17 protein-coding genes are annotated in these 18,270 nt (G+C 51.7%); 16 read left to right on the forward strand and 1 reads right to left on the reverse strand.

The window, feature by feature from the left end; genetic code table 11:
- Nucleotides 1-2 precede the first annotated feature (2 nt).
- The 12 genes from EDC14_RS20410 to EDC14_RS20465 all read left to right on the forward strand — a co-directional run bounded on the left by EDC14_RS20410 (nt 3) and on the right by EDC14_RS20465 (nt 13,596).
- Nucleotides 3-1,244, forward strand: a complete 1,242-nt coding sequence (locus EDC14_RS20410) for a glycosyltransferase (protein ID WP_132016170.1) — start codon at nt 3-5, stop codon at nt 1,242-1,244.
- Nucleotides 1,237-2,496, forward strand: a complete 1,260-nt coding sequence (locus EDC14_RS20415; RefSeq protein WP_132016171.1) for a glycosyltransferase — start codon at nt 1,237-1,239, stop codon at nt 2,494-2,496. The genes EDC14_RS20410 and EDC14_RS20415 overlap by 8 nt, the downstream gene beginning before the upstream one ends.
- Complete coding sequence (locus EDC14_RS20420) at nt 2,489-3,751, forward strand: O-antigen ligase family protein (protein ID WP_132016172.1); 1,263 nt, start codon at nt 2,489-2,491, stop codon at nt 3,749-3,751. Before EDC14_RS20415 ends, EDC14_RS20420 begins: the two co-directional genes overlap by 8 nt.
- Nucleotides 3,748-4,800, forward strand: coding sequence for a glycosyltransferase family 4 protein (locus tag EDC14_RS20425; protein ID WP_132016173.1), 1,053 nt, complete (start codon nt 3,748-3,750; stop codon nt 4,798-4,800). Before EDC14_RS20420 ends, EDC14_RS20425 begins: the two co-directional genes overlap by 4 nt.
- Nucleotides 4,797-5,921 carry a glycosyltransferase gene (locus EDC14_RS20430; protein ID WP_132016174.1) on the forward strand — a complete coding sequence of 375 codons (1,125 nt, stop codon included), beginning with the start codon at nt 4,797-4,799 and terminating at the stop codon, nt 5,919-5,921. Before EDC14_RS20425 ends, EDC14_RS20430 begins: the two co-directional genes overlap by 4 nt.
- On the forward strand, nt 5,908-7,122 hold the full coding sequence (locus EDC14_RS20435; RefSeq protein ID WP_132016175.1) for a glycosyltransferase family 4 protein: 1,215 nt from the start codon (nt 5,908-5,910) through the stop codon (nt 7,120-7,122). The genes EDC14_RS20430 and EDC14_RS20435 overlap by 14 nt, the downstream gene beginning before the upstream one ends.
- Nucleotides 7,119-7,721, forward strand: coding sequence for a sugar transferase (locus EDC14_RS20440; protein ID WP_132016176.1), 603 nt, complete (start codon nt 7,119-7,121; stop codon nt 7,719-7,721). Before EDC14_RS20435 ends, EDC14_RS20440 begins: the two co-directional genes overlap by 4 nt.
- A gap of 17 nt (nt 7,722-7,738) precedes the next feature.
- Nucleotides 7,739-8,515, forward strand: coding sequence for a GNAT family N-acetyltransferase (locus tag EDC14_RS20445; protein ID WP_165908180.1), 777 nt, complete (start codon nt 7,739-7,741; stop codon nt 8,513-8,515).
- Between the two features lie 36 nt (nt 8,516-8,551).
- Complete coding sequence (locus tag EDC14_RS20450; protein ID WP_132016178.1) at nt 8,552-9,667, forward strand: DegT/DnrJ/EryC1/StrS family aminotransferase; 1,116 nt, start codon at nt 8,552-8,554, stop codon at nt 9,665-9,667.
- A complete protein-coding gene (gene wecB, locus EDC14_RS20455) occupies nt 9,655-10,719 on the forward strand; it encodes a non-hydrolyzing UDP-N-acetylglucosamine 2-epimerase (RefSeq protein WP_132016179.1) in 1,065 nt (354 codons plus the stop codon). The genes EDC14_RS20450 and wecB overlap by 13 nt, the downstream gene beginning before the upstream one ends.
- A gap of 226 nt (nt 10,720-10,945) precedes the next feature.
- Nucleotides 10,946-12,202: an adenosylhomocysteinase gene (gene ahcY / locus EDC14_RS20460; protein ID WP_132016180.1), complete on the forward strand. Its 1,257-nt coding sequence runs from the start codon at nt 10,946-10,948 to the stop codon at nt 12,200-12,202.
- Nucleotides 12,203-12,399: 197 nt separating this feature from the next.
- Nucleotides 12,400-13,596 carry an MFS transporter gene (locus EDC14_RS20465; protein ID WP_132016181.1) on the forward strand — a complete coding sequence of 399 codons (1,197 nt, stop codon included), beginning with the start codon at nt 12,400-12,402 and terminating at the stop codon, nt 13,594-13,596.
- A gap of 280 nt (nt 13,597-13,876) precedes the next feature.
- Here EDC14_RS20465 and EDC14_RS20470 read toward each other — a convergent pair whose 3' ends face one another.
- Nucleotides 13,877-14,221, reverse strand: coding sequence for a hypothetical protein (locus tag EDC14_RS20470; RefSeq protein WP_132016182.1), 345 nt, complete (start codon nt 14,219-14,221; stop codon nt 13,877-13,879).
- Between the two features lie 426 nt (nt 14,222-14,647).
- On the opposite strand from EDC14_RS20470, the gene EDC14_RS20475 reads away from it, so the two are divergent.
- The 4 genes from EDC14_RS20475 to EDC14_RS20490 all read left to right on the forward strand — a co-directional run bounded on the left by EDC14_RS20475 (nt 14,648) and on the right by EDC14_RS20490 (nt 18,235).
- A complete protein-coding gene (locus EDC14_RS20475; protein ID WP_165908181.1) occupies nt 14,648-15,790 on the forward strand; it encodes an aldo/keto reductase in 1,143 nt (380 codons plus the stop codon).
- 200 nt (nt 15,791-15,990) lie between these two features.
- Nucleotides 15,991-16,431, forward strand: coding sequence for a nucleotidyltransferase family protein (locus tag EDC14_RS20480; RefSeq protein ID WP_132016184.1), 441 nt, complete (start codon nt 15,991-15,993; stop codon nt 16,429-16,431).
- 92 nt (nt 16,432-16,523) lie between these two features.
- Nucleotides 16,524-16,994: a GNAT family N-acetyltransferase gene (locus EDC14_RS20485; RefSeq protein ID WP_132016185.1), complete on the forward strand. Its 471-nt coding sequence runs from the start codon at nt 16,524-16,526 to the stop codon at nt 16,992-16,994.
- 236 nt (nt 16,995-17,230) lie between these two features.
- Nucleotides 17,231-18,235 (forward strand): ABC transporter substrate-binding protein, encoded by a 1,005-nt coding sequence (locus EDC14_RS20490; RefSeq protein WP_341540180.1) that lies wholly within the window; start codon nt 17,231-17,233, stop codon nt 18,233-18,235.
- Nucleotides 18,236-18,270 lie beyond the last annotated feature (35 nt).

An 18,270-nucleotide genomic window follows, 5' to 3' on the forward strand; every position in this document is an offset into this window, starting at 1 on the left:
CAATGAAACAACTATTGATGATCGCCTATTATTTTCCACCCCTCGGTGGGGCGGGAGTACAACGTTCCGCCAAATTTGCCAAATATTTAGCCCGAATGGGTTGGGAGATTCGGATCATTGCGGCGGAACCGGCACCTTTTGAACCGTTAGATTCCTCATTGTTGACTGAACTCGATGAAACGACAGTACAGATTACTCGAGTCCCGAATCACGAACCCTTTCGATTTTGGGATCGCTTCCCGGGCGGGTGGCGCTTTAGGGCATTGCTTCAGGAATGGGTTCTCTTTCCGGATCGGATGTCAGGATGGTTGAAGCCGGCGCTGGACGCAGCCGCTCAAATCTGCTCCACCTATCCGGATATCCCGGTGTTCACTACCTCGGCACCGTACACGGGGCATTTAATAGGTTTGGAACTCAAGCGGCGTTATCATTGTTTCTGGGTTGCCGACTTTCGAGATGAATGGACCCAAAACCCGTATCTAAAGTATCCTTCACCTTATCATTTGTCGAAACACTGCCGAGTTGAACATGCTGTATTGAATAGCGCGGATGTGGTGATTTCGGTTACGAAACAGATTACCGATAGCTTTAAACAGTTGGCGCCGAATTCGCCGGCTACTTTTGCGACCATCCCCAACGGTTTTGATCCGGAGGATCTAAAAGAACGTCAATATCATCGTAAACCTTATTTTCTCATCACTCATGTCGGCAATCTGAATCAGGACCGCGCAAAACTTATCCAGCCGATGATAGATGTATTACAGAAATTGGTCCGCGCTGGAAATGTTAGAGAAACAAATTTAAAAGTGCGTTTTATTGGGCCTGGCTCTTATCAAACGCTGCAGAATAAGGGACTGCCGTTTGTGGAAATCGTCGGCAGCCTCACACATGATGCTGCCTTGGACGCTATGGCTGAAAGCGATTTGTTGGTTTTGGCAGAAGCGAATCCAGCCGCTTTCACCGGAAAAATCTTTGAGTATCTTGGCTTGCGACGGCCGATTTTAGGAGTGGTTCCTTCCGAGAGTCCGGCCGCGGAGTTGATTCGGGCAGCTTCTGCGGGATGGGTTGTGGATGCCGCTAACTGTACTCAATTGGAACAAGTTTTACTGGAGGCTTATCAAGCTTGGCTTGGGGGAGTAGTCCCGGTGGAGCACCAACTGTCAGTGATTGGGAGCTACAACCGGCAGGTTCAGGCTGAACAGCTTGCGGCGTATATTACGAGGGGTTATTCAACTCATGGATGATATTAAGCGGCGCGTTTTAGTCATAGCCTATCATTACCCACCACTGGCTGGAGCGGGTATGTTAAAAATCCTTCGAACTACTCGCTATTTATCTGATTTTGGATGGGATCCCTTGATCTTAACTGTCAAAAACCCGGAGCCCTATCATAGGGCCGATAATCCCATTCCCGAATCAGCCAGGGTTTACCGATCATGGCGTATTCCCGGCGGCAACTTCCTGGCGCGGATCCTACGCCGTTTGAACCTGGATGAGCGTTGGCTATTGCTTCCCGATCAATATATTTTTTGGATTCCGGGTTCACTGATTTATGGGTGGTATTTAATCATTCGCCAAAAAGTCGATTTGATCTATGTTACGGGACCACCATATTCTGCTTTGCTTTGCGGCGCGTTACTAAAGGTATTGACGGGTCGTCCTTTGGTGGTCGATCTGCGCGACCCGTGGAGCTTTAATGCTGCTCGTAACGGTTATCCTACCAAGTTTCATCAATGGCTGGATCAACGATTGGAAAAATGGGTCCTGAAAACCGCCGATTTTATTACTTGCATTTATCGGATCACGCAAGAAGGATATGGCCGGCTTTATCCTTGGACTCGTGTAAAAACGGCTATTTTCTACGATACAATTGATCGCGGAGATCTCCCCGAAATAGTGGACAGTTATGCTAAGTTTACAATAACCTATCTCGGCACCTTTTATCCGCCGTTTCATACCTTGAAAGCCACTTTGCGGGCGATTCGATATTTGTTGGATCAGGGACAAATTACTTCGGACTCCTTTTGTTTCAATTACGTAGGACCTTTCGATAAAAAATTCAATAGTCTGATTGCCGAACTAAACTTGGCTCAAATCGTACGTCAGGCTGGTTACCAACCTCTAAAAGAGGCGCAGGTGGAGATCTTCAAAAGTCACGCCTTATTATTGCTGTTGGAATTTGCCACGATTAACACAAAACTGTTTGACTATCTGGCGGCCGGTAAGCCGATCCTCGCCGTAGTTCCGGAATTCCAGGAACTAGAGGAATTGTTGCAGACCTATGCGAGTGGTTTTTCAATGGTTAGTGATGGGGATTATCTGAAGATTGCCGCTATCATTGTACAGTATCATCAAGAGCATTACCAGGGTGAGTTACAGGTCGACCCTGGGAAACGCGAGCATTTTATCGCCAGGATGAATATCGAGCGTGAGACGCAGGAATTAACGGCGATATTTAATCAAATAATCGCTGAAAAAAAGGGATTAAATGTTTGAATTTCATAAACAAATGAACAAGTCCGGATGTCTAGCGGGTTGGCGAGAATATGTAACGGGGTTTATTGAGAAAACCCCTTTTCATTCGTTGCTTTTTATGATTGCAATCATCTATCTTGAAGGAGTCCCGGGGTTGCGCTGGCTAGTCTGGACAGCACGGCTTTTTCTGTTGTCCGGATTGGTGATATGGTTTTATAACCTGCGCCGTAAAGGTTGTTCCTCCGTCCATATTCCCTTTTTGTTTCTGCTTTTTTTCGTATATAGCATGCTCTCTGGTATCTGGTCTACCTCTGTACCCGATCCATCAGTGCTGCTCGATCTAATGATACTAGGTGTGTTCTTTTTTATGGCCACCAATGTTATCCAACCCGAAATTCATTTCCAAAAAGTTTTATGGTTGGTTCAGTTCATCACGCTCTGCTTTACCGTGGTGACTATCGTGAAAACTTTTGGAACTGGTTTTCTTCGTGCCGGAGCATTTCCGGGGCAGGATCCGAATGTTTATGGATTTTATCTCTTGCTTGCCATGGGGATCCAACTGGCGTTTATCGCTGCCGGACCAAGGCAGAGGCATTTCTGGCTCCATGCGGGGCTGCTGATTCTCAACTTAACCTCTTTACTCATCACCGAATCGCGAGGGGATTTTCTGGGATTCGTTGTTATGTTTTTGATGCTTTTTTGGGTTGGTTCATTCAGAAAACGCTGGTTAGTCTTTGCGGGTTTCGTTTTAGCACTATTGTTTTTTTTACCGCCCGGCAGCGCTTTGTGGGAACGGTTTACATCGTTGGCAGTCGACCGGGGGAACAGGCGGTTAGACATTTGGCTAATCAGTTGGCATATCATTCAAAGTCACCCGTGGTTCGGAATCGGGCTAAGCAATTTTCCGAATGAAATAGGGACTTACATCCAAGGGACGAAGACGATGAATTTGATTCATCCCGGAACAGGTGTCCATAATAGCATTTTAGGGATCTGGTCCGAATTGGGTTTGGTCGGGTTGCTCTTCTTTGGCTGGATTTTGGCTACGGTTTTGATGCACGGTCGTCAAGTTATGAAGCGTCTTTCGAACGGCACATTTGAAAGTCTGGCCATCCAAGGATTACTGATTGCCACGACGGGCATATTCGCGGCCAGTCTTTGCCTAGGGGCTTATTTTCGAAAATATTTCTGGTTGCCCATGGCTCTCATTGAAGTCTTATATCAGAGGCGGCATCAGTTCGGACAAACTTCAGAAAAGACTGGAATTGAGCGATGATAAGGATCTGTTTTATCGCAGATGCAACGAGCCCGCATACCCAAAAATGGGTACGCGGTTGTTTGAAATTGCATTGCGAAATTTTTGTCATATCGCATACTCCGGGAGAGATACCGGGCGCTCAGGTGATCGTTCATCCTTTGACTTTGCTCGGGTTTCCGAAATATTGCTGGTCAGTTCGGCGGTTAATCCGGGGAATTCGTCCCAATATCGTTCATGCTCATCAATTTGGGGCGCATGGTCTTTATGCCTGGTTTTCAGGTTGTGGAGTTTTAGCGAATTCAGCCTGGGGATCGGATATCCTGGTTAATCCGCGTCGCTCGTTCTGGTTACGTTGTTTGGTCCGGTTTTTAATCAAACGTTCTGATATAATCACTTCAGTTAGTTCCCAAATTACCTCGGAATTGATACAATTGGGTGCGAAACCGGAAAAAATTTTGACCTTTATGATGGGTGTCGAGCGGGCTGATTTTGAATGGTTAAGTCAAGCGGCTAAACCGGAGAATCCTTTTGTGATCTGTTCACCCCGCCTCCATGAGCCGATTTATAATCTCCCGATTATTTTGAAAGCGTTTCAAATGATCAGCCATGATTATCCTGATGTTTGGCTATGGGTTATCGGAAGTGGGAGCCTAACGCAGGAATTACGAGACTTTGCAATTCATAACGGGAGCGAGCGGATTAAGTTTTGGGGCAGGGTCTCGCCGGAACAGAGCCGGGAGTTGCTGGCTCAAAGTCAAATCATGGTCAGTATACCGAAGAGTGACGGGACTCCGGTCAGTATGATGGAAGGGATGGCTGCCGGTTGTCTCTTAATCGTTTCAGATATTCCGGCCTATCGCGAGTGGGTGCGACATGAGGAGAACGGTTTGGTGGTTGGGTTTAATGCTGATGAGTTAGCCTCAGCTTTTCGGCGAGGAATTGAACAGGCCGAATTTCGTGAACGGGCTCGAATTCAAAACCGTTGTTTGATTGAGTCGCGCGCTATCTGGGAGGATAAATTTAAGATGATGTTGGATTGGTATAAAAAGGCGGCTGAAATCGAATGAAAATCACCATGTTACTATCCAATGGATTTGGGCCCGATCCACGCGTAGCGGCTGAGGCGGTCGCGTTGCAGTCCGCCGGGCACCAAGTTACCATCTTTGCCTGGGATCGGACCGGAAGTATGCCGGAGCAAGAAGAATATCAGGGAGTGAAGGTCATTCGTTCCCAAATTCGAACGACATATAGCCGCGGACCCATGCAAGTTTGTTGTTTTTTGAAATTTTGGCAGGAGTGCCGTAGCTTTTTGCAGAAAAATCCTACGCAGGCAATTCACTGTCATGACCTGGACACGTTATGGCCCGGCGTTGCGGAGGGACGGCTTCAAAAGGTACCGATAATCTTCGATGCGCATGAAGCATATCCCGATATGGTTGCCCACCTGTTTCCTAGGCCGATGGTCGCAGCCATTCGTTTGTTGGAGAAACGATTAGTACCTCAAACGACCGCCGTGATCACCGTGGGTCAAATTTTGGCGCGCCGTTTTGAAAGATTAAAAGCGCGACGGGTAGTCGTTGTCGGCAACTATAAGAAGCATCTATGGGATAAGCCGTCTGAAGCGCCGGATTGTCCGCCGCTGCGAATCATTTATGTGGGAGGATTAAATCGGGACCGTTTACTGGCGCCTCTCATCATGGCGATAGCCGGGACGACACGCTATCAACTGCTTATTGTAGGAGATGGTCTCGAGCGGGCGAAGCTTGAGGAATTGGCGGCAGGCGCGGACAATATCCAGTTTACCGGTTTTTTGCCGCAGGAGCGCGCCAGAGAATTCATCAATCTGAGCCATCTGGTCTATTATGGAGTCGCTGCGGAATATCCCAACAATCAATATAGTACGCCGAACTCATTATTTCTGGCAATGACTGCCGGACGCCCAATGCTTACGACAGCGGTTGGGGAAATTGCCACCATTGTTCAAGCCGAACATTGCGGCACGGTACTGTCAGATTTGCATAAAGACGAGATCGTGAAGGCGCTGGAACGATATTACGATCCGGTTTTCTGGAAAGAACATTCCCGTAATGGGTTTCAAGCATCGTTGACAAAGTATAATTGGGAAAAAGCCAGTCAAAATTTGATATCGTTGTATCGGGAGCTGGAATGTAACCATGGGCAAGGCTGAATTGATCTTGATAAATCATTACGCATCCATTCCGCGCTGGCCGGGACCGACGCGGAACTTCGATTTTGCCGCGGAATTGGTCCGTTTGGGTTGGAACGTCACCCTGGTAGGTTGTAAGTTCAACCATTATCTGCGGCGTTATTTGGAAAACCCGCCGGCCAGTGAGAACGGAGTCCGTTTCCAGTGGGTCTGGAGCACTCCTTATCAGGGCAACTCCATCCAACGGGAGTTAAATATTATTGGATTTTCCCTTCTCAGCTTATGGCGGGGACTCTTCGTCCCAGGCGGAATCGTGCTGGCTGTAACCCCGCCACTGGAGTCGGCTTGCACTGCCTGGTTATTGTCGCGGTTGAAAGGAGTTCCTTTTGTTTTGGACGTGGAAGACCTTTGGCCGGATTCTTTAATTTCAATGGGGTTCACAAACCGTTGGGTTATCGGTTGGCTGCGCGGATTGGAGCGTTTTTTATATCGCCATTCCGATCAGATTCTGGTGGTGGCTGATCAGATGCGCCAGTATTTACTGGACCAGGGAGTGCCCGGGTCCAAAATCAGCCTGATCCCGCTGGGCGCCAATTTACCAGCGGCCACTGACAACCGTCCGGCCATCCGGGCTCAATACGGGTGGCGGGACGATCAAGTCATCGCCGTCTATGTCGGTGCGCATGGACCGGCCAATGCTTTAGAAACTCTGATTCGTGCTGCGCAGTTGCTTGTCGATGAGCCGGCGCTCCAGATCGTTTTATTCGGGGATGGGTCCGATAAACCCCGTTTACAGCAGCTATTACAGAGCTTGAAGTTGACCAATGTCCGCCTGGCTGACCCGGTGCCGCCGGGAGAGGTCCCGGCGATTTTGGGAGCGGCCGATATCGGAATTGCCTCGCTGAAGGATACGCCGACCTTTAAAACAGTACGGCCCAATAAAATTTATGAGTACATGGCCGCCGGCTTGCCCATCGCCTGTTGTATCGATGGTGAAGCGCGCCAGATCGTGGAGGAGGTCGGCTCGGGAATTTTTATTCGGCCCGAAGATGACCATGGATTGGCGGCTCAACTACGCCGTCTGGCATGCGATTCCGAATTGAGGCGGAGCCTCGGTGCCAACGGGTACCGTTTCTGCCGCGAGGAAGGGGATCGCCGTAAATTGGCCGCCACAATGGGCGCGGTTCTGGAAAAAGTGCTGGAAAGGTCTTCACGGCGATGATGAGACGGGTGCAGTTTTCGCTGAAGCATGGCTTGGATTTCTTGATGGCCTTGGTATTACTATTGCCAGTCGCTCTGTTCGTGTCGATCCTGGGCCTCATTTTATACCTGGATTCGCCGGGACCCATCTTCTTCCGGCAGTTGCGCCCCGGTCGCGGCGGAAAATTATTTGGTCTTTATAAGTTGCGGACCATGACCCCCGGGGATCACACCGCCGCTACGCCGCGCAATCGCGACGGTTCGTTGGCGCTCACCAGCGACCTGGGAGGTTACACCCGCTTTGGAAGGGTATTGCGACGCTTCAGTCTGGATGAACTGCCGCAGCTTTTTAACATTCTAAAAGGGGAAATGAGTTTTATCGGTCCCCGGCCGGACCTCCCCGAGCACCTGGAGCTGTATACTGAGGAAGAACGGTTGAAACTGGCCGTGAAACCCGGTCTAACCGGTTTGGCTCAAGTGATGGGGCGCAACGAGCTTCCCTGGAAGGAACGGCTGCAGCTGGATATCACCTATGTACGAAAGTATTCTTTGCTTTTAGATCTCAAAATTTTTCTGCTGACGCTGAGCCGGTTGATCAGCGGACGTGGCGTTTATCAATGAGGCGGGGAGCGATTGGATTGACCATCGGAGGACTTCAACTGCGCGAATTGGAATGGGACACCCGTTTCTTCGGCCAAAAGATGGGGCGGATCATGATTGATCCGGCGCCGGAGCCGGCAGACTTCTCTGAAAATGCTTGGCGGCGAATCTTCGAAGTCGCTTCGCGGCAAAAGTATGAGTTTTTGCTTTGTGAGGCTGAGGCCACTCAAGCGCAGATCATTCAAACATTGAGTACCATGGGTGGTTCCTTGGCAGACGTGTTATTAACGCTGTCATACAATCTGGAAAAGGATTTAATGCAGCAACGGCTGGATTCCCCGGCGGTTCCGGCCAGTGAAGCAGATCTTCCGGGGATTATCGCGATCGCCGGCGACAGCTTTCGGCAATCCCGTTTCTTCCGGGATCGGCGTTTTGACCCCGGAAAAGCCGGGCAACTGTATCCCGAATGGGTGCGGAACGCTTTTCAAACCACCGAGGATTTTTACGTCATCAAACAGCAGGAGGCGGTCGCCGCCTTCATTTCGTTGCAAAAACAAGAGGAACTGCTGAGCATTCGTTTATTGGCGGTAGAGCCTGATTGCCGGGGAATGGGGTTGGGGGAAAAACTAGTCGATTGGGCGATTGATTACGCGGCTGCCAATCGTTTGCGGCGGATCACCGTGGGCACGCAGGTCAGCAATTATCCGGCCCTCCGCCTCTATGAAAAAATGGGCTTTCGGGTAGAACGGGCGTTGTATCGTTTTCATTTTTGGCTGGCGTCTCCAAGCCAGTTGGGCATGGGTGGCCTGGGTTAAAAAATATTTTGGTGCTCAATAAAGGAGTGGGTTGTTTTGCAGGTTCCTGCATTTGATCTGACCCGTCAGAATGAACAGTTGGCGAAACCGCTGGCCGAGGCTTACCAAAAGGTGGTTGCCGGCGGAAACTTTATCCTGGGTGAAGCCGTAAAACGGTTTGAAGCCGAAATGGCCGAGGTTTTACGGGTCAAGCATGCCGTGGCGGTGGCCAACGGCAGTGACGCTTTGGTATTGGCCCTGATGGCGCTGGAGATCGGACCGGGAGACGAAGTAATCGTGCCCGGCTTTACTTTTTTCGCTACAGCCGGCGCGGTTTGCCGGGTCGGGGCGACGCCGGTCTTTGCCGATGTACTTCCGGGCAGCTATAATTTGAATCCGGCTGCGGTGCGAACCAAGGTCACGTCACGGACCAAGGCGATCGTTCCGGTCCATCTGTTTGGCGGACCCGCCGCAATGGCGGAACTGATGGCGCTGGCAAGCGAATACAATGTAGCAGTGATCGAAGATGCCGCTCAGTCCGGCGGTTCCATTTGCGGGGGCTTGCCGACCGGATCCATTGGGGACCTGGGCTGTTTCAGCTTTTTCCCCACCAAAAATCTCGGCTGCTTCGGCGACGGCGGCATGGTGACCACGCAATCCGATGCGTTGGCGGAGAAATTGCGCATGCTCCGCGTCCATGGCGCCCGGAAAAAATATTACCATGAGTTGCTGGGGTTCAACAGCAGGCTGGATACGCTGCAGGCTGCCATTCTCCAGGTAAAACTGCCCCATTTGGGAGAATGGCTTGCCCGGCGCCAAGCGATCGCCGCGAAGTACCGGGAAGGTCTGAAGGGTGTTCCGGGGATTCATTTGCCGGATGAAGCCGAAGGCCATACTTATAATCAGTTCACCATCACCACTCCTCGGCGCGATGCCTTGCGGGAGTATTTAGCGGCCCATGCCATCGGCAGCACGATTTATTATCCGCTTGGGCTGCATTTGCAGCCGGTCTTTTCCGGCTTGGGTTACGGGCGGGGCGATCTGCCTGTCACCGAAGAATTGACGGAGACGGTGCTATCGTTGCCGGTCTTCCCGGAGTTGTCCGAGGCCGAGCAGGAGTACGTGATCGCCAAAATTCTCAAGTTCAGTGAGGGAGAAACGTGCAGAAAATAGTGACTATCGTGGGGGCACGGCCCCAGTTTGTCAAGGCGGGGGTGGTCTCCCGCGCGCTACGGCGCGATTTCCGGGAAATTTTAGTCCATACCGGCCAGCATTACGATGTCAATATGTCGGATATTTTCTTTCGGGATTTGGAGATCCCTGAACCCCAATACTGTCTGGGCGTGGGCTCGGGGAGCCATGGCGCGCAGACCGGCCGGATGCTGGAGGCGATCGAAACCGTCCTGCAGCAAGAGCGTCCCGATCTGGTTTTGATATACGGGGATACCAACTCCACTCTGGCGGGGGCTCTGGCAGCCGCCAAACTGCATATTCCCGTGGCCCATGTCGAGGCGGGGTTGCGCAGCTTCAACCGCAGAATGCCGGAGGAGATCAACCGGATCTTGGCTGATCATGTCTCGACCTGGCTTTTTCCGCCGACTGCCACCGCCGTGGAACATCTGCGGCATGAAGGGATTACCGCCGGCGTTCATCAAGTCGGCGATGTGATGTATGACACCTTCTTGTTCGGCTCGGCTTTGGTGGCGGAACGCTCGCGGATCCTGGAAAGCTTTGATCTGGGGCGGAAGCAATACTCCTTGCTGACTTTGCACCGGGCGGAGAACACGGACGATCCCGAGCGACTGACGGCGATCGTCAATACCTTGAATGAGACCGGCCAACGGATTATCTTTCCGGTCCATCCGCGCACCCGGCAGAAATTAAAGGAGTTGGGAGCGGCGATCCATACCAGCGGGCTAACCCTGGTCGATCCGGTCGGATACTTTGATATGTTAAATTTGGAACTACATGCCGCCGTAATCTTCACCGACTCCGGCGGAGTCCAAAAAGAGGCCTATATGGCAAAAGTTCCTTGCATTACGCTGCGGGACGAGACGGAATGGCTGGAGACGGTCACCGTCAATTGGAACCGGCTGGCCGGAGCCGATCCCGACGCTATCCGGGCGGCGCTCGCTTTGGATTGGGTGGGAGCGGATTATCCGCCATTGTTCGGCGACGGCAAAGCCGCCCAGAAAATCGCTCATATTCTGGCAGGTCACGAATGATGGCTGGTTGATCAAAACGATCCCGAAAAGACTCCATTTCTTGGCAACAGCTTCGGTTTCGTATCCATTACCAAATCATTTTGGAAGCTCCATGATGCACTGACACCATTGTGTTTTCCATAGGATGATTCAAACTTGTAACTCCGGATGAACATGTAATGTAATGCTCGTTGCCAGTCCGTGAGAACAAGCGCGATAGAAAGATAATGGATGGGAGTGATGGTTGATGACAGGAGATTGTAAGGATCCCGCCCTGGCTGGCGAGGGCCAGCGTTTGATCGAATGGGCCGACCGGAGCATGCCGGTGCTGGCCTCGATCCGCGGGCAATGGGAACGGACGCGGCCATTGGCGGGCTTGCGGATCGGCGCTTGCCTGCACGTCACCACGGAGACGGCCAATCTGATGCGGACGTTGAAAGCGGGCGGCGCCGCGGTGGCATTATGCGCCTCCAATCCGCTTTCGACCCAGGATCCGGTAGCCGCGGCGTTAAATGCCGTTTATGATTTGCCCACTTTCGCAGTGCGGGGCGAGGACAACGACCTTTATTACCGCCATATCCATCAAGTCTTGGACATCAGGCCGCAAGTCACGATGGATGACGGCGCCGATCTGGTCAACACCTTGCATACCCGGCGCTCGGAGCTGTTGGCGGAGATCATCGGCGGAACCGAGGAGACCACCACCGGGGTAATCCGTTTGAAAGCGATGGAGAAAGAAGCCGTCCTGCGCTATCCGATTATCGCGGTGAACGACGCCCTGACCAAGCACATGTTCGATAACCGTTACGGCACCGGCCAATCGACGCTAGACGGGATCCTGCGGGCCACCAATTATCTGATTGCCGGTTCGACGCTGGTGGTGGCCGGATACGGCTGGTGCGGCCGGGGTTTGGCGATGCGGGCGCGCGGCATGGGCGCCAACGTGATTGTGACCGAGATTGATCCGCTGAAGGCATTGGAAGCGGTCATGGACGGTTTCCGGGTATTGCCCATGGAAGAAGCGGCCGCCAGCGGCGATATCTTCGTCACGGTGACCGGAAACGTCAATGTGATCGACGCCCCCCATTTGCAACGGATGAAAGATGGCGCGATTATCAGCAACTCGGGCCATTTCAATGTGGAGATTAACATTCCGGCGCTGGAACAATTGGCGGTCGCCAGTCATGAAGCCCGGGCCAACGTGGTTGAGTATACGCTGGCCGATGGGCGACGGATCCGGCTGCTGGCCGAGGGACGGCTGGTTAATCTGGCGGCGGCCGAAGGCCATCCGGCGGCGGTCATGGATATGAGTTTCGCCAATCAGGCGCTCTCCGCCGATTATCTCTTCAAAAATGCCGGGCAATTGGAGCCGAGGGTATATGCGGTCCCCGAACCGATTGATCAGGAGATTGCCCGGTTGAAGCTGGCCAGCATGCAAGTACGGATCGACCAGTTGACCGCCGAACAGCAGGCGTATCTGTCCAGTTATGCCATAGGGACGTGAAAACAGTCAGCCTTTATCGATGACCGCCAAAACGCGCCAAACCGCCGGAAAGCTCCCGGCGGTTTGGCGCATTTTTATGACTTTTGATGGCCTTTTTATTTACAGTCCGATAAAAATTGAAGGTTCCAAAAGGATTCCGCAGTTCAACGGCAAAGTATATCCATATCTCTTCATGAAAGGTTAATCAAAAGACAACCATGACTTATTATCAGCGTAACTTATTGATCCTATCCTTTACGATTTTTCTGGCGGCTTTCAGTTGGGAGCAGATCGCGCCGTACCTGCCTCTTTTCCTCAAGGAACTGGGCATTACCAAGGATCTCCCGTTCTGGTCGGGACTGCTTTTTACCTTGCAGTTTTTGGCGTCTTCGCTCATGGGGCCGATCTGGGGCAAGATGGCCGATAAATACGGCCGCAAGCCGATGGTGATGCGGGCCGGAATCTGTTTGAGCGCGGTCTATTTCGGCATGAGTTTCTGCCAGAATTACGGCCAATTGCTCTTCTTGCGGATCATGAACGGGATGCTGACCGGCTTTATCCCCGGTTCCATCGCCTTGATTGCCACCAATACTCCGAAACAGGAATCCGGCCGGTTCGTATCCATCGCCTATACCGCCCAATCGGCCGGGGTCATTTTGGGACCGGCCCTGGGAGGGGTGCTGGCCGCGGTCGCCGGCTACCGGAGCTCGATGCTCCTCTCCGCTGGCCTGGTATTGTTCGCTTTCATTCTGGTCACCGTGATGGTGGAAGAACGGGAGAAACCGCAGGCTGTGGCCAAGACCTCGATCATGGAGGATATTCGGTACTCTTTCAAAATGCCGGTGATGGTGACGGTGATGAGCGTCGAATTCGTCAACGCGCTGGTGATGTCGGCGCTCCTGCCGATTCTGGCCTTATATCTGCACAGTATCGCGCCGGACGCCAATAAGATGATTAGCGGCTTTATTTATTCCATGCCGGGGTTGGCGCTGTTTTTGACGGCCTATTCCTGGAGCCGGGTCGGCGAGAAGATCAGCTATACCCGGACCATTATCATCGGCCTCACCGGAGTGGGCCTGGTTGGGGTGCTGCTGGGCCTGGTCGGGAATATCTGGCTCTTCGCGGTGCTATACTTCATTTACGGCACTTTTGTGGCGGCGGTTTCACCGTCGTCGGCGGCCCTGATCGCGACCCGAGTCGACGCCGATTTCCGCGGCCGGGCGTATGCCATGCAGCAAACCGCCCGGACCATCGGCTTATTCGTGGCGCCGGTGGTCTCCGGCCTGATCGGGAACTTCATCGGTCTGAACTGGATCTTCATCGTCTTCGGCGCGGCAGTATTGCTGTTGACCCTGGGTGTGCGGACGCAGATCCGGAGCTGGGACCGACCGGAACGCGGCAGCATCGGAGCCTGATTTGGTATCGTAAAAAGAAAAAGAACCCCGGTATCCATAGCAAAACCGGACTGGGAATCCTAGCATTTTGGGATCCAAACCGATTATGAATCAAGGAAATATGTTGCAATGATTTTGAATGTACAAAAACTTATTGCAACATATATAGCTCCGCTCACTCACAAAGGGATTGAAGAATAAGCCATGGCGTCTATATAAGTTGAATTAAAGAAATTTATTTCATCTTAATAGTAGCGTCGCTTTGCGGATACGTGGCCGGGTTGAGCTGAAAGAGAACGTTCTAGGAACCACGGATCGCTTTGGGTGACTGAAAGAGCTCATTCAGTCGTCGGGTAAGCTCGTTTTGTGGATAAGAGAGCTTGCTCAGTCGTTCAGCGAGCTCTTTTTGTGGATGAGTGAGCTTGTTTTGTGAATCAGCAAGCTGGTTTTGTGAATAAGAGAGCTCGCTCAGTCGTCGGGCAAGCTCGTTTTGTGGATAAGTAAGCTTGTTTTGTGAATGGGAGAGCTCGCTCAGTCGTTCAGCAAGCTCTTTATGTGGATAAGCGAGCTGTTTTTGTGGATAAACGAATCCGTTTAACGTGGTTAATGGTTTTGGCTGTGGATAAGTCCGGAAAGTGCGGCTCAAACCGGGTAAAGTCAGAGGGTGAGCGGAGCGAAGTTGATGCTCAGTTTGAATAATTCAGATGGCAAAATGAATTTGCAACCTGAACAATTGAAAATGCAACCTTGTAAATAGGAATTCCATGGTGGAAATTGAATTTCGGCCATAGAATTATCAAATCAGGAAATTGATAGCTGATTCTGTGACAATCTGACAAGGACACCTCGGGTAGGTGTTTTATTTTTAGGATGAGAGAAAACGCACTTGTTTCCGCGGTATGGCGAAAACCGGCTGTGACAATTGCATCTGATCCATGGAGAGCAAAAACGTACTATGGAAAATTTGCGGAGTTTTGAATAAAATTTTTCTTTGTTAGAACGTACGTTCGTGGTAAAATGTTGGTAAATGCGTTGCGCCGGAATGTTATCAATCGGAAACGGGGGATGTTTTTTGGACTATCGGAGACTGGGCAAGACTGACCTCCGGGTCAGCGTGATCGGGCTGGGAACCGAATTTATCTGGCACGAACCGCGGGAGGTCGTGACGGAGGTGGTCCACGAGGCGTTGGATCACGGGATCAATTATTTTGATCTGTGGATGCCCTCTCCGGAGATTCGCGACTACTTTGGCCAGGCGGTTCAGGGCCGAAGGAAGCAGGCGCTGATCGCCGGGCATCTCGGCTCCACGCTCAAGGACGGACAATATTTCCGGACCCGGGATCTCCGCCGTTCAGAGGAGCATATTCACGACCTGCTAACCCGGTTGCAGACCGATTATCTGGATGTGCTGATGTTGCATTATATCGATGATGACGCCGATTATCGGACGGTCTTTGAGTCCGGCGCTTTTTACGAATTGGCGCTGCGCTTGAAGCGGGAAGGAAAGGCCCGTTATATCGGGATGAGCAGCCACCGGGTTCCGGCCGCCCGCCAGGCGGTTGCCAGTGGCTTGATTGACGTGCTGATGTTTCCGATGAATCCCGCATTTGACGCACTCTCGGCCGACCTGCAACTGGAGGCTTATTGGGACGTAAAAAGCTATCCGGGTCAGTCGGAGCGCTTCGCGCTCCAGCCCGAGCGGAAAGCCCTTTATCAGCTCTGTGAACAGCAGGAGGTGGCCTTGGTTGCGATGAAACCTTTTGCCGGCGGCTGGCTCCTGAATGGCAAGATGAAGCGGTTTCACCTGACCCCGCTGCAGTGCTTGAATTACTCCCTTTCACAACCCGGAGTCTGTACCGTGGTGCCCGGCTGTAAAGATGTAACGGAGTTACGCCAGGCACTGGAATTCCTGGATGCCGACGCCGCGGCGAAAGACTTCAGCACGCTCCGGCAGTCGTATAGCGATGATTTTCAGGGCGTTTGCATGTATTGCAATCATTGTCTGCCCTGTCCGGTAAAGATTGATATCGCCGCGACGACCCGCCTTGCCGATAGCGCGCAGCAGGGCGTAACCGACGCGATTCGTGCCGATTATCAGGCGCTCGCGGTGAAAGCCTCCGCCTGTCGCCAATGTGGTTCCTGTATGAAACGGTGTCCGTTCGGGGTCGGAGTGATCGCCAACATGCAGCGGGCGGTGGCGCTGTTTGGAAGCTAAACCAGCACCTCATTCAACCCGGACGCTGATGTCCGGAGACGCTTGGGCGGCGTCTCCGGATCCGGACAGTTCGCTGCCATGCTATAGCGATCTTTTTAGGATGACGTTAGCGGATTTAGAGAAAAATCAGGGAGGGTTCCTGATGAGAATCATCGCCGGTCAATTCGCCGCTGAATTGGAGCGTCGTCTGCCGGAGACTTATGAATTTGCTCCGGAGTTCCAATCTTACCGTGCATCCGGCCGTCTATCAAGTGGTATTGAGCGGTTCCCGGGGACCGAAGGGCGGGTGCCGTCCTGATTCGGATATCGATTTATCGCTGTTTGTAACATTAAATTCAGGGATGGAGGGGATTCATCAGGCTGAGATCTTACGGGAGGTGCTGGAGACAACCTTGAATTCCTGGAAGGCTCCAGTCGAGCTGGATATCGTGGCCGTATTCGATAAACAAGATTGCGGCTTGCGTTGTTTTCAAGCGTTTGATCACAGTGACGGGCTTTGTCCCAAAATGGCCGATGATTGCCTGGGCTTGTATAAGCTTCAGAAAGGCTTTGCCGGTTACGTGCCACCCATCGGGGTGCAGATTCGCAAGATTTTTCCCTGGATAATCGTTTGGGAGAGGGAAACTCCGCCTAATCATTGAAAATATATTCTTTCGGTCGTATGATAAATGGGAAGAAGTTTTGTTATGGTGATCCTGGCGGGGCAAAATTTGATACTTGGGGGACTTATCCAATGAAAATCAGAAGAATCCAAGAGGCCGATCTATGGACGGTAGCCTACATCATTCGCAGAAACCTCGATGAAGTCATGGCCGAACAACATTCTCCGGCGGTCATTGAGAAATATAAAAACCAGAACACTCAGGAAAAGTTGTTGAAACAGATGGATTGGAAAGAGATTTACGTGGTGGAAGACCATTCGGGCATTATCGCCACCGGCGCCATTGCCAGTTTCGGCGGCCAGAATAAACCCAGATATTCCATTTCCAATTTCTTCGTCAAACCGGAGTTACAACATAAAGGCGTCGGAAAACTGCTGATGGAGCATCTCTTGAATGAGGCCAGAAAGAAAAACGCCTTGACGCTCCATGTTCCGAGCAGCAATAATGCGGTGGCGTTTTATGAAAAAATGGGTTTTGTGACGGATAAGATTCAGGATGACAGGGAAGATGAAATCACCTGGTTGACAATGGCAATGAAGTGAGTAAATGGCATGTTTTTTCAGAACTGTTTTTCCGGGCCATTTGATCCTACTTAGTTCATTATTCTCTACAAAAGTGCAGTTTTATCCGATTGAGTTTGACGCTTCTCTATTTTAAGATGAATGTAACACCTTATTAACAAATTTGTGGCGGGCGGCATGGTTTGTTGTCGTGAATCCCGGCCGTTTTCCGCTGAGGAGTTACGAGGGTGGCTTTTTGAAAGAAAATGGAGGTGCGAATGTTGAAGAGATTACACATTGTGCTCAGTTTGGCGCTGGTCTTGGTTTTAGCCATGTCCTTCACCAGCTTGGCAGCTGAGAAGATCACTGCCTACGTCTCCTGCGACGAAGAACTGGCCCGGCAACTTCTGACCGCTTTCACCAAGGCGACCGGTATTCAAGTGGATTGGGTCCGGTTGTCCACCGGCGAGGCTCAAGCCCGAATCGCTGCGGAAAAGAACAATCCCCAAGCCAGCATCTGGGTCGGCGGAGTGGGCCTGGACCATATCGCCGCCAAAAAAGACGGTTTGACCACTCCCTATTTTTCCCCCAAAGCTTCCCGCATACCCAAACAGTTCAAAGATAAAGAAGGTTTTTGGTGCGGGATGTATGCCGGGCCGCTCTGTTTCGTTTACAACACCGAAAAATTGGCCGAGAAAAAGCTGCCGGTTCCCAAGTCCTGGGCGGACCTGTTGAAACCGGTCTATAAAGGCCAGATTCAGATGGCGAATCCGCAAACCTCCGGAACCGCCTATAACGTCATCACGACGATGATCACCGTTTACAAAGGCGACGAGGCCAAAGCGTTTGATTATATGAAACAGCTGAATAAGAACGTTTCTCAGTATACTCGCTCCGGAGCCGCTCCCGGTAAAAACGCGGCGCTCGGCGAGACTCCGATCGCATTAGGGTACGCCCACGATCAAGTCAAGCTGATTTCCCAAGGATACCCGTTGAAGATCGTTTTCCCGAAAGAAGGCACCGGTTTTGAAGTGGCCTCGATGTCCATGATCAAGGGCGGTCCGCAAGCGGACACCGCCAAAAAGCTTTACGACTGGATGCTCGACCGGGATGCCGCCAAGATTATGGCCAACTTCTTCCTCTCGGTCTTCGCGAAGGTGCCCTTGAAAGAAGGCGCCATTCCCCTCAACAAGGTCAAAGTGGTCAACCAGGATGACGAATGGGCGGGGAAAAACAAAGACCGGCTGGTAGAAAAGTGGCTTAACGAAGTATATCAAAAGTAAAACCGCAAAATTGTTTGGGAAAGTGGGGCTGCCCG

Source organism: Hydrogenispora ethanolica, assembly GCF_004340685.1.
GTDB classification, from domain to species: Bacteria; Bacillota; UBA4882; order UBA8346; family UBA8346; genus Hydrogenispora; species Hydrogenispora ethanolica.